11 protein-coding genes are annotated in these 15,081 nt (G+C 59.4%); 4 read left to right on the plus strand and 7 right to left on the minus strand.

Annotated features, from left to right (window positions below):
- Position 1: 1 nt before the first annotated feature.
- The gene (locus ACWHWP_RS17260; protein WP_447856072.1) at positions 2 to 4,954 is read right to left on the minus strand and encodes an alpha-2-macroglobulin family protein; all 4,953 of its coding nucleotides are present in this window, start codon (positions 4,952 to 4,954) and stop codon (positions 2 to 4) included.
- A gap of 286 nt (positions 4,955 to 5,240) precedes the next feature.
- Between ACWHWP_RS17260 and ACWHWP_RS17265 the strand changes: the two genes are divergently transcribed.
- From ACWHWP_RS17265 to ACWHWP_RS17280, 4 genes are all read left to right on the plus strand, one after another.
- A complete protein-coding gene (locus ACWHWP_RS17265; protein ID WP_059312117.1) occupies positions 5,241 to 6,785 on the plus strand; it encodes a PTS transporter subunit EIIC in 1,545 nt (514 codons plus the stop codon).
- 12 nt (positions 6,786 to 6,797) lie between these two features.
- Positions 6,798 to 8,165: a 6-phospho-alpha-glucosidase gene (locus tag ACWHWP_RS17270; RefSeq protein WP_447856073.1), complete on the plus strand. Its 1,368-nt coding sequence runs from the start codon at positions 6,798 to 6,800 to the stop codon at positions 8,163 to 8,165.
- Between the two features lie 90 nt (positions 8,166 to 8,255).
- Positions 8,256 to 9,101, plus strand: a complete 846-nt coding sequence (sseA, locus tag ACWHWP_RS17275) for a 3-mercaptopyruvate sulfurtransferase (protein WP_447856074.1) — start codon at positions 8,256 to 8,258, stop codon at positions 9,099 to 9,101.
- Positions 9,101 to 9,871 carry a MurR/RpiR family transcriptional regulator gene (locus ACWHWP_RS17280; protein WP_063427837.1) on the plus strand — a complete coding sequence of 257 codons (771 nt, stop codon included), beginning with the start codon at positions 9,101 to 9,103 and terminating at the stop codon, positions 9,869 to 9,871. The genes sseA and ACWHWP_RS17280 overlap by 1 nt, the downstream gene beginning before the upstream one ends.
- Positions 9,872 to 9,888: 17 nt before the next feature.
- Here the strand turns inward: ACWHWP_RS17280 and sseB are convergent, their stop codons facing one another.
- The 6 genes from sseB to hscB form a co-directional block, all read right to left on the minus strand.
- The gene (gene sseB / locus ACWHWP_RS17285; RefSeq protein ID WP_059312121.1) at positions 9,889 to 10,665 is read right to left on the minus strand and encodes an enhanced serine sensitivity protein SseB; all 777 of its coding nucleotides are present in this window, start codon (positions 10,663 to 10,665) and stop codon (positions 9,889 to 9,891) included.
- A gap of 113 nt (positions 10,666 to 10,778) precedes the next feature.
- The gene (pepB, locus tag ACWHWP_RS17290) at positions 10,779 to 12,065 is read right to left on the minus strand and encodes an aminopeptidase PepB (protein WP_047346762.1); all 1,287 of its coding nucleotides are present in this window, start codon (positions 12,063 to 12,065) and stop codon (positions 10,779 to 10,781) included.
- A gap of 60 nt (positions 12,066 to 12,125) precedes the next feature.
- On the minus strand, positions 12,126 to 12,326 hold the full coding sequence (gene iscX / locus ACWHWP_RS17295) for a Fe-S cluster assembly protein IscX (protein ID WP_003860650.1): 201 nt from the start codon (positions 12,324 to 12,326) through the stop codon (positions 12,126 to 12,128).
- 1 nt (position 12,327) lies between these two features.
- The gene (gene fdx / locus ACWHWP_RS17300) at positions 12,328 to 12,663 is read right to left on the minus strand and encodes an ISC system 2Fe-2S type ferredoxin (protein ID WP_003860652.1); all 336 of its coding nucleotides are present in this window, start codon (positions 12,661 to 12,663) and stop codon (positions 12,328 to 12,330) included.
- Between the two features lies 1 nt (position 12,664).
- A complete protein-coding gene (hscA, locus tag ACWHWP_RS17305) occupies positions 12,665 to 14,515 on the minus strand; it encodes a Fe-S protein assembly chaperone HscA (RefSeq protein ID WP_447856075.1) in 1,851 nt (616 codons plus the stop codon).
- Between the two features lie 14 nt (positions 14,516 to 14,529).
- On the minus strand, positions 14,530 to 15,045 hold the full coding sequence (gene hscB, locus ACWHWP_RS17310) for a co-chaperone HscB (RefSeq protein WP_063427833.1): 516 nt from the start codon (positions 15,043 to 15,045) through the stop codon (positions 14,530 to 14,532).
- Between the last annotated feature and the right edge of the window lie 36 nt (positions 15,046 to 15,081).

Consider the following 15,081-nt stretch of genomic DNA (forward strand, 5'->3'; position numbering starts at 1 on the left):
ATTACGGAACAACAATCAGCGGGCCACTGGCCGCACCCGTCGCCCGCCACTGCGGCACGTACATTGACTCCACCATCGGAACCGGTACCTGGTAAGTTCCCGGCGTCACGGCGCGCGCCAGATAAACCAGCGTGACCGGCTGACCTTCATTTACCGGCACGGCAGCCACAAAGCGGTCATCGCGGAATTCCATATGCTGAATATCCGCCTGCTGCATCTGGCTGAGCAGGTTCTGCACTTCGCTGCCGCTGTCCTGCAGGCTGGCGCTGCTGCTCGCCAGGTTCTGATTTTCCAGCTCCAGACCCGCAGGGAGGAGATCCACCACCAGCGCGTCCGGCACGTTCTGGCTGGCTTTCACTTCCAGCCACACCAGCACCAGTTCACCGCTTTTCAGCGAAGAGAGCGACTTCGTGCTGCCGTCGGTTGCCAGAATATGACGTTCAACCTGCAGCACGTTCGAGCTCGGCTGAGGCGCATTTTCTGGATAACCGGTGCTGTCCAGGCGGACCCACAGTGGTGTCGTCCCGGTGTTAGTCACCTCCAGCGCGCCAAGCTGGTCACCGTTGACGTTTTGTACCAGCGCCTTATCCCCGCCTGACGCGGTATCAGAAAGCGTAGTGTTCGCCTGCCACGTACCTGAAAGGGTTTGCAGCGAACGTCCGGCCAGGAACAGCGCGTTACTCTCCTGGGTGGACAGCCAGCGCTGGCTGAAGACCTGTTCGGACAGCACATTCAGCAGCGTATTTTGCGCGTCCGGCAGCAGCTTGTACTCTTCCAGAAGAGAAAGCATCAGCGCGTTATCGCGAAGCTGGCTGCCGTAATCGGCCATCCAGGTTTTGCTGTCGTTACGCGGCGTTTTGAGTGCCAGATCCAGCGCCTGCTGGCTGCGCGGGACATCGCCCATCAGCTTAAGCGCCATACCCAGCTGCATCAGCGGCAGCCCGGAAGCCGCCTGCCCGTGACGATCCCAGATTTCACGCAGCGCGCCCAGCGGTGCTTTTTGCTGACGAGCCAGCACCAACGAGGCATAGGCCTGCACGGCAAACTTGCTGGCCTGCGTATCGTCGCTATAGCGAATGGACATCATGCCCGGATCCTGCAGGTAGCGCAGCAAACGGCTGTTCGCGTTATTGACCGCGTCGGTAGGCACGCTGTAGCCCTGCTCGCCCGCGCGTACCAGGAAGTCGGTCACGTAGGCCGTAAGCCAGTACTCTTCCGGACCGTTTTTATCCCACAGCGCAAAACCACCGTCTTCACGCTGCATTTGCAGCAGGCGCGAGATGCCAATATCAATGGCCGCACGGCGCTTATCATCGGTGTCTCCCTTGATGCCAAGCGCGGCAAGCTGCGCCGCGTTGGTGTAGAGAGACGGGAACAGGCCGCTGGTGGTCTGCTCCAGACAGCCATACGGATACGCCTGCAGTTCGCGAATATAGCGCGCCAGGTTGAGCGGCGGCTTGCCGCTCAGCAGCAGTTGCCCCTGCAGCGTGGCAGGAGAGAAACCGTTGCTATGCTGCGCCGGTGCGGTCCAGGATTCACCAGGGTTCAGCATGGCCCCCGTGTTCACCGTCTGTGCGGGGAACGCCGGACGCACGCCGATTTTCCAGCTCTTCTGCTGCGGAGCGAAGGTCTCGCCAGGAAGCTGCAGGCCGGTCACCTGCGCGGTCACTTCACCATCTCCATAGCCGTCCAGCGCGCGCACCGGAATAAACAGGGTAGTTCGTGCACCTGGCGGCAGTTGCACCGGCTGCGGCTGTGCGCCTTCAAGAGACAGTTTGCCGGTTGCGGTCAGTGCCACGTTCAGCGTTTGCGGCCTGTCGGTCAGGTTGGTGAGATCCAGCGTCAGGCGCGAGATATCCCCGCTTGCCAGGAAGCGCGGAGTATTCAGCTCGGTAATGACCGGCGCGGCCACAATAACCTTACTTTCGCTGCTGCCGAAATCATCCTCCGTCCAGGCCTGCGCCATCAGACGCAGCTCGCCGTTGAAGTCGCCAATCGGCAGCGTAACGGTGCCTTCCCCGTTGGCATCAAGCGTAACCGGCTGCGCCTGCTGGGCGATAATGGTAACGTGGTTCACCGGCGGTTTGCCGCCGCGCTTTAGCTCGTCCCCATCGCCACCAAAACGCAGCGCGGCCATGCGGCCCTGGCCTTCAATGACCTGGCCATAGATATCGTAGATATCCGCGCCGTAGCGCTTCTGACCAAAGAACGCCTGCCACGGATCTGGCGTGACGTAATCGGTAATGTTCAGCACGCCGCTGTCCACCGCCGAAACCAGCACGTTCACCTTCTGCGGCACAGTGCCCTCTTTCACGCTGGCTTTCACCTTCACAGAGAGCGTCTGGTTTGGACGCATTTTTTGCGGGTTATCCAGCGCAATATTCAGGCGGCGATTTTCGTCGCCCATCGGCAGATGCAGCAAACCGACCGCGCGTTTCGGCGTGGCGGATTTGGATTTATCCCCAGGACGAACCACCAGCGTGCTGAGATAGAGATCGTGACGTTTCCAGGCCTTGTCGACCGGGATGGCGAGATCAAGCCCGTTTTCCAGGACGTCGATCTCTTTCCACCACAGCGGCCCTTCGCTGGATTCGATCATTGCATAGCCCTTGCCTGCTGCCGGCGCTGCAATGTGCAGATTGATGGTATCGCCAGGCTGATACGCTGGCTTATCCAGTTTCAGCGTCACGCGATCGGGGCGCGCAGCCCCGGTGCCGTCGCTATTATCCTGCCAGCTGTAGCCCGCCCAGAAGCGCACGCTGCTGACCATCTCATCCGGCGCTTTAACCTCCAGACGATAAGAGCCCCACTCAACCGGGAAGGTGACTTTGCCGGTTTCATCGGCCTTAAGGGTCAGCTCCTGTTCGCCTTCAATGAGATCTTTTTGATCAAACTGCGACTGCCAGCCTTCGCTTTCCGACCAGTTCCAGTAATAGTCCCGGCGCTCGCGGATCAGACGAACCTGTAACCCGGAAACGGCTTTTTTCGCCCCGCTGGCATCGGCATACACGATATCGAAGCTGGCGTTGCCGTTCTCGTCGACAATCGGCTGGTTAACGGTGGTATCGGTGCGGTAGTCGTAAACGGCTTTACTGGCGAACTGAGGACGGATGCCCGGCAGCTCCGCCGCTGGCCAGATGGCCTGCTCGGCACGGCGCGTCACCGGACGACCGCCCGACTCCAGCAGGCTGGCCTGCAGGATCAGCTGGAGAGGAGAGTGCACCTCTTTCCACTGGCTTTCGGTAGAAACCTGCCCACGCCCCTGTTCGTCGAGCGTAAGCTGAACTTCATCCAGACTGCGGCTCAGGTTGTCCTCGGCGATATCACCAAACTGGAAGCCCGGCAGCGCAGCCACCGCATCACGCAGCGGACGCAGGAAAAGCTGGCCCTGCAGAGAATTTCCGTTGGCCGGGGCGCCATAGAGGTAATACCCAACCACGTTGAAGTCGACGTTATCCTGAGGTGAAACCGGCGTTTTTTGCCCGCTCAGGTTAAGCGCCATACGCTCAGGCATAAAATCTTCGACGTGGAAGTCCCACAGACGCTGCAGGTTATCGCCCGTATTGGCGCGGATATGCCACATGCCGGTCTGCGCCCCGCTGTCCAGCGAATAGTTAAAACGATAGAGTCCGTTCTCTGGCTTGACGACGATCGTGCGCGCGACCTGTCCGTCCGGACGCAGTACGTCAAGCTTCACGGGCTGGTCGGGAAGTGGCTTACCGTCGCTGTCGCGCAGCAGACCGTTAAGGATCACCGTTTCGCCCGGGCGGTAGAGATCGCGTGGGCCAAACATAAAGAATTGCTTGCTGTAGCCAGGGCTCCCTGCGATGTCGAACTCCGCCAGGTCGAGCGCAGGCAGCTTGAGGTCAAGCAGCGTGGTCTGGCCGTCTTTGCTGGCCAGGATCAGCGCGGCTTCTTTGTCGGTCTCAAGCTTTGCGTGGCCATCGCCGTCGCTTTTCGCTTCGGCAAGCGTCTGCCCTTTATCGTTTAGCAGGGTAACGGTAACGCCGGATTGCGCCGCGCCGTTCTCCAGGCTCTGGGTGAAAATGTCCAGACGGTTATGATAACGGTGAGCGGACAGGCCAATATCGCTTAAGGTAAAGAGCGTCGCGGCGTTACTGTAGTTGTAGTGCCCGGCCTGGTTCATGACCGCGATATAAACGCCAGACTGCTGGAGCGGTTTAATATCCTTCAGGGGCAGCAGCAATTTTTCACGCGTGTTGCGCGCCGGATTGAGGTCGAAACGACCGGTGTAAACCAGCTCCGCCATCTTCAGCAGGTTGTCGGATTCCCAGTTGGTCAGCGAGTTGCGGTATTCCCACTGGCTGACAAAGGAGGCCAGCGATTCAGGCTTCACGCGGTAGAAATTCACGTCCACGTTGTTGACGTTGAGCGCCATCACCGGCAGACCTTCCACTACCTTGCCCGGCAGCAGCGAGCCGCGGCTGGCAAAACCTACAGTGGGTTCAACGTCCCGGGTGGTCAGGGCTTTTTCATAATCAATGCCGAACGTCGCCTTGTTCAGCGCCTGCAGGTCACGTTCAACGGTGACGACCAGGTTGCGGTTAGGCTCCAGATGGCGCAGGCGAAGCTCTTTCAGGTTAGGCGCAAGTTCCCACGCCCCATCAACCTTGCCGCTTTTCTTGTCCACGACATGCACGGTTTTCGCGAAATCCTGATCGGGATTGAGCGGAACAGAGAATGTCAGCACCAGCGTTGAAGCGCCGTCCAACTGCACCTCTGAGGCGTCCAGCAGGGTTAACGCTTTGCCCTGACTCTGCGCCGCCAGTTTTGCCAGCTTATCAGCGTCGGGCTTTTCCGCGGCTTTCGGTGTCGATGGGGTGGAGGCGGCGGGAGCCGCAGACTGAGTGGTATCGTCGCTGTTATCACAGCCGACAAGCGTAAACGTGGTAAGCAGCGCGAGAGAAATCGCGGCTAGGCGAAACGGTTTCATCCTTTGTCCCTGGCCTATGGGGCCTGTTGGTCGTCGTCCGGATAAGTATTATCCGCAAGTTTCATTAATTCAAAAAGTCCAATTTTAGAATCCTGAAAGCGCCTCGCAGAACGGTCCCCTACTGTCACCCGGCAATGCTACACCGATCACAGCACCAAACGTTACATGTTACTTTTGAGGTCATTTGTTTTTAAAACAATAAGATAGATGGATGAACATGTCTGAAGGCTGCTAGTTTTATAACCATGACGCACCCCGAGTGCGCGGTTCAATAAGAGAGAAAGCCATGAAACGAGCCGTGAACGCCCTACAAAATTTCGGAAAATCATTGTACGGACCGGTGCTGATCTTACCGATCGTCGGTCTGTTTATTGCCTTTGGTAACGTGCTGGGTAACGGTAATCTTGCGGAATATCTGCCGTTTCTTGGCCATCCGCTGATCCAGCATCTTGGTCAGCTTATCGCGAAATCTGCCGTGTCGGTGCTGGTCAACCTGGCGCTGGTGTTTGCCGTCGGCATCCCGATTGGCCTGGCGACGCGCGATAAAGGCTATGCCGCGCTGATTGGCCTGGTGACCTTTGTGGTGTTCATTAACGCCATGAACGTAACGCTACAGCTGCAGGGCGCGCTGGCGCCAGCGGCGCAGATGAAAGCAGCCGGACAGACGATGGTACTGGGCGTGCAGGTGCTGGAAATGGGGGTCTTTGCCGGGATACTGACCGGGGCGCTTTCCGGCTATCTGTACAACAAATACTCCGGCGTACAGTTTAACGGCGCGATGGCGATTTACTCCGGCCACTGTTTTGTCGCCATCGTCATGCTCCCCGTCTCCATGCTGCTCGGCGTGGTGATGAGTGAACTGTGGCCGTTTGCCCAGCACGGCATCAGCGCCCTGGCGCTGGCCATCAAAGGCTCCGGGCCGTTTGGCGTCGCAATTTACGGTTTCCTGGAACGCATTCTGGTGCCTACCGGCCTGCATCATCTGGTCTATACCCCGTTCCTCTATACCGAGCTGGGCGGCACGCAGGAGGTGTGCGGCGCAACCTATCAGGGCGCACGCAATATCTATTTTGCCGAGATGGCCTGCCCGGACGTGAAGCAGCTCAGCAGCACCGTGGTGTGGGACGCCCGCGGCATCAGCAAGATGTTTGGCCTGCCTGCAGCGGCGCTGGCGATGTACATGACCGCGAAGCCGGAGCGCAAAGCGGCGGCAAAGGCGATTCTGATCCCGGCAGCGCTCACCTCTCTGCTGGTCGGCGTGACCGAACCCATTGAGTTCTCCTTCCTGTTCGTCGCCCCGCTGCTGTTCGTGGTGCACGCGGTGCTGACCGGCATCGGCATGATGCTGTTCTCGCTGCTGGGCGTTCACGCCATCGGCGCCAATGGGATTATCGACTTCATCCTCTACAACCTGCCGCTCGGCACGGAAAAGTCCAACTGGCCGATGTACATCGTGGTCGGGCTGATCATGTTCGCCCTCTACTTCGCGGTGTTCCGCTTCCTGATCCTGCGCTTCAACATGAAGACGCCCGGCCGTGAGGATGACGATAAGGAGACGCGCCTCTACAGCAAGCAGGAGTACCAGGCCAAAGGCAACAACGACGGGCTGGGCGAATCCATCGTGGCGGGGCTCGGCGGCAGGGAAAATATTGAAGTGGTGGATAACTGCTACACCCGCCTGCGCGTCACGGTGAAGGACGTCGCCATTATCGACGAACCACGCCTGAAGGCGACCGGCGCGAAAGGGATTATCAAACAAGGTAACAACGTTCAGGTGGTCTACGGGCTGCACGTCAAAAAAATGCGAGAAGCCGTTGAGACGTTTCTCTGAAAGGAGCTAAAGATGTTTACACCCCCATTCATTCTGTCGATTGCCGGCGGCGGCAGCACCTACACGCCGGGTATTGTGAAAAGCCTGATGGTGCGCCTGCAGGATTTCCCGCTGGCCGAAATCCGCCTCTACGACATCGACGACGCGCGTCAGAACACCATTGCGCCGGTTGTCGAGAAGGTCATTCGTGACCACAGTCAGAGCATCAAATTCACCGTCACCAGCGATCCGGAAGTGGCCTTTAGCGGCGCCCATTTTGTCTTCGCCCAGATGCGCGTCGGCCAGTATAAGATGCGCGAGCAGGACGAGAAGATCCCGCTGCGCCACGGCGTGGTAGGCCAGGAAACCTGCGGGCCCGGCGGGCTGGCGTACGGTCTTCGCACCATCCTGCCGATGGTGGAACTTATCGATCTGGTGGATCGCTACGCGCACGAGAAGGCCTGGATCGTGAACTACTCCAACCCGGCGGCGATCGTCGCGGAAGGGGTGCGGCGCCTGCGCCCGAACGCGCGCGTGCTGAACATTTGCGATATGCCGGTGGCTGCCATGCGTAACATGGGGGCGATTCTGGGGGTCGATCGCCGCAAGCTGGAGGTCGACTACTTCGGTCTGAACCACTTCGGCTGGTTTACCCGCGTGCTGGTGGACGGCGAGGACAAGCTGCCGGAGCTGCGTAAGCATATCGCGAAGTTTGGCCTGCTGACGGAAGATGCGGCCAAAACCGATCCGCAGCATTCCGATCCGTCCTGGGTGAAGACCTGGCGCAACATTAAGCCGATTATGGACAACTTCCCGGAGTATCTGCCAAACCCGTACCTACAGTATTACCTGATGCCGAACCAGATCGTGGAGCATCAGAACCCGGACTATACCCGCGCCAATGAAGTGATGGACGGGCGCGAGAAAAAGCTGTTCGCCGCCGCCGAAGAGTACAAGCGCTCCGGGGTTCTGCCGGATGCCTTCCACGTGGGCGTCCACGGTGAATTTATCGTTGACGTCGCCTGCTCGCTGGCTTTTAACCTGCGGAGCCGCCATCTGGTGATGGTGGAAAACCGCGGTGCGATTACCAACCTGCCTTACGATGCCGTGGTGGAAGTCCCCGCTTATATCACCTCCGAAGGTCCGGAACCGATTCGCATCGGCCAGGTGCCGCTGTTCCATCAGACCCTTTTGCAACAGCAGCTCGCCTCTGAACAGCTGCTGGTAGAGGCGACTATCGAAGGGAGCTATGAGAAAGCCCTCCAGGCATTCACCCTTAACCGCACCGTGCCGACCATGGAACACGCGAAGGCAATTCTCGATGAGATGATCGAGGCCAACCGCGACTACTGGCCTGCGCTGCAAAAAGCCTGGCAGGACGGCGAAACGGTGAAAAAATAGGGGCTTGCTCGCGAGTTGAACGTGGTTTGCTTGTCGGTGTCAGAAAAAACACCGACAATCCTTTTTTACGGAAAAGAATGGAGGCAACCCATGTCCACCTCATATTTTGTCGCCGCCGACTGGCTGATTGAGCACGGTGACGATCCGGAAGTTCAGATTATTGACGCACGTATGGCCCCGCCGGGGCAAGAGCATCGCGATGTTCCCGGTGAATACCGCGCAGGACACCTGCCTGGCGCGGTATTTTTTGATATTGAAGCCCTCTCCGATCACACCTCTCCCCTACCGCACATGCTGCCGCGCCCGGAAGCGTTTTCCGTGGCGATGCGCGAGCTGGGCGTCAGCAAAGACAAACACCTCGTTGTTTATGACGAAGGTAACCTCTTCTCGGCCCCGCGCGCGTGGTGGATGCTGAAAAACTTCGGCGTGGAAAAGGTCTCGATTCTGGCGGGCGGCCTCGCGGGCTGGAAGCGCGACGAGCTGCCGCTCCAGCAGGGCGACGTGACGCTGCCGGAAGGCGAATTCGATGCCACCTTCGACGCTCACGTGGTGAAACGCCTGACCGACGTGCTGGTCGTGAGCCATGAAAAAACGGCCCAAATCGTCGATGCTCGCCCTACGCCACGCTTTAATGCAGAAGCGGACGAACCGCGTCCGGGGCTCAAGCGCGGCCATATTCCGGGGGCGCTGAACGTGCCGTGGGGCGATCTGGTGTTTGAGGGCGAACTGAAAACCACCGACGAGCTGCGCGCTATTTTTGACCGTGCGGGCGTGGATTTACGCCGTCCGGTTATTGCCAGCTGCGGCTCCGGCGTAACGGCCTGCGTGGTTATTCTGGCGCTCGCCACGCTCGGCGTAAATGACGTTACGCTCTACGACGGTGCCTGGAGCGAATGGGGCGCGCGTGACGACCTGCCGGTTGAACCGGCGAAGTAATGGATAACCGCCTGGCCACGCTGTTAACGCGCGGGGCATCCCTGACCCGCGCGGAGTACCGCGTCCTTGCCCACCTGACGGAACATCCGCTGCTGGTCGGCAAGATTACGGTTCGCGAGCTGGCTCAGGCGACGTTCGTCTCCACTGCCACCATAATGCGTCTGTGTCAGAAGTTGGGGTTCAGCGGTTTTAGCGAGTTTATCTGGCACTGCAAACAGTTGCTCTCCGACACGCCGCACATTGCCGTTCAGGGGCAGTCGCGTCCTGAACTGCCGGCGCTTTTTAATCAGTTTATCGCCAACTATCAGCAAACCTTTCAGTGGGTCACCCACGACAAACGCCAGCAGTTTGCCGACCTGCTGCGCCAGAAAGAGAGCTTCTTTCTCTACGGCGCCGGGTTTTCCTATCTCTTTGCCGAGTATCTGACCAAGAAACTGCAGGTGCTGGGCAAAACGGCGTTTATCTCCGGGCCGGGCGACAGCCGGAACATTTTTCTCAGCAATGCCGCACGCTATGAAGTGTTTATTGCCGTCTCGCGCAGCGGCGAAACGGAGCAGGTGCTGGATAAAGCGCGGATTGCCAAAAACGTCGGCATGACGATCGTCGCGTTTACCCGCGCCTCGGCCAATACGCTGGCGGGAATGGCGGACGTGCACTTTGCCCTCTATGACGAAGCGGTACACTTCGCCGCCGAAGCCGCGGGGGTGACGTCGTTTGAGTCGAATCTGGTGCTGCTGATGGATTTACTGCTGCTGGAAGCAACGGGGTGATATTCACCCCGCCGTAATCAGATGATGCGGTTAGTTTTGAGATCGCGCAGGAAGCCGCCCCAGCGGCGCTCGTAAAACGGGGTAATGTGCTCGGTAATAAAGTGGCTGATGCCCTTCTCACCGTTCTTCACCTGACAGATGTCAATCGGCTCATCGCCCGGCAGCGTGTCGGTGGCCACGCTTCCCGCCGCCTGAATGATATCCTCGATATCGCCATCGGCTTCAATACCGATCAGCAGCACGGGCTGTTCGTCCGCGCGCTCTTTGATAGAGCAGAGGAACGCGCGCCTGACGGGCTTGAGCGTTTTGAAAAGCGTGGTCAGGGAATCGATCACCTGCGCAGGCGGCTCGGCCACTTCAGACAGCAGCAGCGTTTCGCCCCCTTCCAGCACCTCCTGAGTGCTGAGCGGGTTGCCCTCTTCGCCAATCAGATGGCTGATTTCACGCGGCGTGAACTCTTTTCCGGTCGGCAGCTTCGCGTTGAGGAAAAGCGTCTGGCCCAGCGTCATTTCAAACAGGGTGCGCACCGGCATCACCACGAACGCCTGTTCGTCTTCTACCGCTTTCTGCAGCGCTTCCAGCGAGGTGAAGAACGGGATCACCGAGGTGCCGTCGTCCTTCTCCCAGTGCAGGAGATCCAACGCGCTGTCTTCGACAACCTGCTCGCCTTCCGCCGCGGTACCCGGCACCCAAACGGTGGATTCCAGCAGCGTGCGGAAAAATGCCGGACGGTGGGCGGGCTCGGTCGCTGCCTGCTCCAGCAGGGCTTCTAATTCGTTTTTGGTTTCTGACATAACAATTCCAGATGATGCATTTCTCCCCTCACCCTAACCCTCTCCCCAAAGGGGAGAGGGAATTTGAACACCCTCTCCCCTTTGGGGAGAGGGCTGGGGTGAGGGGGCAACGATTACTCAGCCGTCAGCAGGTTCGCCACGGTACGTACGCCCAGACCGGTCGCGCCCGCGGACCACTGCTCAACCGCCGCTTTACGGTACGTTGCGGAGCAGTCAATGTGCAGCCAGCCCTCGTGGTAGTTCTCAACGAAGTGGGACAGGAAGCCTGCTGCGGTGCTTGCCCCAGCCGGGTACGCCGCGCTTGCGGTGTTGTTCAGCTCGGCAAAGTTAGACGGCAGCTGGCTGCGGTGGAATTCGGCCAGCGGCAGGCGCCAGAACGGCTCGTTCTCCGCGGCAGCGCTTGCCAGCAGACGCGCGGCCAGCTTGTCGTCGAAGCTGAACAGCGCATGGTAGTCGTTGCCCAGGGCGGTTTTCGCCGCGCCGGTCAGGGTCGCCATGTCGATAATCAGCTCTGGCTTCTGCGCAGAGGCGTCGATCAGGCCATCGGCCAGCACCAGACGGCCTTCCGCGTCGGTGTTCATCACCTCAACGTTTTTGCCGTTGCGGTAGCGGATGATGTCGCCCAGCTTGAAGGCGTTACCGCTGACCATGTTGTCGGCGCAGCACAGGTAGAGCTTCACGCGCTTGTTCAGGCCACGGGTGATAGCGAACGCCAGCGCGCCGGTAATGGTCGCCGCGCCGCCCATGTCGGACTTCATGGAGTCCATGAACGCGCTCTGCTTGAGGCTGTAGCCGCCGGTGTCGAAGGTAATGCCTTTCCCGACAAGGCAGGCAAATACCGGCGCGGCTTTATCGCCGGTTGGGTTGTAATCCAGCGCCAGCAATACAGGAGGACGCTCGGAACCGCGGCCCACGGTGTGGATACCCATATAGTTCTGCTCGCGCAGATCTTCACCTTTGGTGATGCGGTAGGACATTTTGTCACCCGCCACGCCGCACAGCAGGTCAACGGCGCGCTGCGCCAGCTGTTCCGGCCCCAGCTCTTCCGCCGGTGCGTTGATGGTATCGCGCACCCAGTCGATAATGTTCAGGCGGCTTTCCAGCTCTTTCTGGCCGGCTTCATCAAGGTTAGCCCACTCGATTTTGCGGGTGCCTTTCGGGCCTTTGTAGCCTGCCCAGAACGCCCAGCTGCGGTCGGTGTCCCAGCCTTCGCCTTCCAGAGAGACGTGTTTAATGCCCAGCCCGTCAATTTTACGCGCGGCGCGCTGGATCAGGCCCAAATCATCGTTGCCCGTCAGGTGCAGGGTAATGCCGTCGTTGTTAATGCTGTAGGTGGCTTTCTCGCCCCAGCGCGCGTCAGCAGGCTGATTCGAGAGCGTAATCTTCATCGCTTCGGTCATTTTATTTTTCCTTATTAGCAACTAGCAAACGGGCCGCCTGAAGGCAGCCCGTTATGTTATTTATTCTGCTTCATCTAACCAGACTAACAGAATCGCCTCCAGAATTTTTTCATTGGATGCGTTTGGATCGTCGTCGAAATCCTCTAAATCGCAGATCCACTGGTGCATGTCGGTGAATCGTACGGTCTTCGGATCGAGATCCGGGTTCGCGTCGTAGAGCGCTTCGCCGATTTCGCGGCTGTCTGTCCACTTCAGTCCCATATTAATGCTCGCGTGCGTGGTTGATGGTGTAGCGTGGGAATTCCACGACCAGATCTTCATCGGTCACCGCGGCCTGGCAGCTTAAGCGGCTGTCTGGCTCCAGACCCCATGCTTTATCCAGCATGTCGTCTTCGTCTTCGGTGCTCTCGGCGAGCGAGTCGAAACCTTCGCGCACGATGCAGTGGCAGGTGGTGCAGGCACAGGATTTTTCACAGGCGTGTTCCACTTCGATACCTGCGCGCAGGGCAACATCGAGAATGGTTTCACCGGTCTTCGCTTCCAGAACAGCGCCATCCGGACAGAGGTCCGCATGAGGCAAAATTACAATCTTTGGCATATTAAACCTCGTCCACGGACTGGCCTTTCAGCGCGACGCGGACAGATTTGTCCATGCGGCGAGCAGCAAAGTCCTGGGTTTGTTTATCAACGTTTTTAATGGCTTCTTCTATTGCGTCAGCGTCATTGCCTTCTGCTACTGCGCTCAAGCGCGCGGCAGCGTCGTCAATCACCTGGCGCTCAGCGGCGCTTAACAGCGCGGCATCGGCAGCGAGCGCGCCGTTCAGGCTTTCCAGCACGCGTGCGGCTTCCACTTTCTGTTCCGCCAGCATGCGCGCCTTAACATCCTGCTCGGCGTAGCTCATTGAGTCCTGGATCATGGAGGCGATTTCGCCATCGGTCAGGCCGTAGGATGGCTTCACCTGGATGGACGATTCAACGCCGGTCGATTTTTCCATCGCCGTGACGCTCAGCAGGCCGTCCGCATCCACCTGGAAGGTGACGCGAATATGCGCCCCGCCCGCAGGCAGCGCCGGAATACCGCGCAGCGCAAAGCGCGCCAGCGAGCGGCAGTCCTGCACCAGCTCGCGCTCGCCCTGCATCACGTGGATGGACATCGCGGTCTGGCCGTCTTTAAAGGTGGTGAACTCCTGCGCGCGCGCCACCGGGATGGTGGTATTACGCGGGATCACTTTCTCTACCAGGCCGCCCATGGTTTCTAACCCCAGCGACAGCGGGATGACGTCCAGCAGCAGCATTTCGCTGTCCGGCTTGTTGCCGACCAGGATATCGGCCTGGATAGCGGCACCCACGGCGACCACTTTGTCCGGGTCAATGGAGGTCAGCGGCGTGCGGCCAAAGAATTCTCCCACGCGTTCGCGCACCAGCGGCACGCGGGTGGAGCCGCCGACCATGACCACTTCCAGCACCTCGCTGGCCTCAACGCCGGCATCTTTCAGTGCACGACGGCAGGCCAGCAGCGTACGTTTTACCAGAGTAGCGATCAGGTCGTTGAACTGGTCGCGGGTGATTTCCCCCTGCCAGCCCGCAACATTTACGGTAACGGTCTGCGCATCGCTCAGCGCAATTTTGGCATCGATGGCCGCATCCAACAGTTCACGCTGAACGCGTGCATCGCTGCGATCGCTGATGCCCGCCTGCTCGCGGATGTAATCCGCCAGCAGATGGTCGAAGTCATCACCGCCCAGGGCGGAATCCCCGCCGGTCGCCAGCACTTCAAACACCCCGCGGCTTAAGCGCAGGATCGAGATATCAAAGGTACCGCCGCCGAGATCGTAGACTGCAATCACCCCTTCCTGACCGGAGTCGAGGCCATAGGCAATCGCCGCCGCCGTCGGTTCGTTCAGCAGGCGCAGCACGTGCAGCCCCGCCAGACGCGCGGCGTCTTTGGTGCCCTGGCGCTGTGCGTCGTCAAAGTAGGCCGGAACGGTAATGACCACGCCGTCCAGATCGCCGCCAAGCGTCGCCGTCGCGCGCGCCGCCAGCGCTTTGAGGATGTCAGCGGACACGCGGATCGGGTTCAGCAGGCCAGCCGCCGTCGCGATCATCGGCAGGCCGTTTTCACTGGCCTGCAGCTGATACGGCAGATGCGGGTAGCGGGTCTGGATATCGGCCAGCGAGCGGCCCATCATGCGCTTCACGGAGCTGATGGTGTTGGCCGGATCGCGCGCGGCGTTGGCGCGTGCGTCATAGCCGACCGCGTGACCCTGCTGCTGGTAGTGGACCACGGAAGGCAGCAGATGGCGGCCCTGCTCGTCAGCCAGCGTTTCCGCCTGGCCGCTACGCACGGTCGCCACGAGGGAATTGGTGGTGCCCAGATCGATACCCACCGCCAGACGACGCTGGTGCGGTGCGGCACTTAAGCCAGGCTCACTAATTTGTAATAAGGCCATAATTGCTTCCGAAATTAAAAATCGAGCAGCTTTTCTTCGAGTTGTTCAGCACTGCTTCGCAGTTTATCGAGAAAACGGAGTTTGCGCACAGTATCTGCCGCCACGTCCCAGGTCTCGTTGTTCAGTTGCTCCACCATCTGCTGATGGCGGGTATCGAACATGCCCTTCACGCGCGTGATAAAGCTTTCCAGACGCGCTTCGTCTCTGGCCTGTTCAATCTCATCGAGCTCTTCGCGAAGCTCCAGCTGTTCCATCAGAAACGCCGTGTCGCGCACGGTGTGCTGCTCGCTTGCCAGATCAAAACCGTGGAGCGAGAGCAGATATTCTGCACGCGCCAGCGGATGGCGCAGCGTCTGCCAGGCCTGATTGATGGTCGCAGAGTGCGATACCGCAGCCAGTTGCTCTGACTGCGTACCACTGGCAAATTTGTCCGGATGGTACTGACGCTGTAAATCCTGAAAACGGATCGTCAGCGCCTGCAGATCAATCGGGTATTGAGCGGGTAGTCCGAAGAGAGTGAAGTAATCCATAACAATCTCAGGGGTAGCCTGTTAGAACAAACCCCA

The sequence above is a fragment of the Enterobacter sp. WI-ESBL-E8 genome, assembly GCF_053364895.1.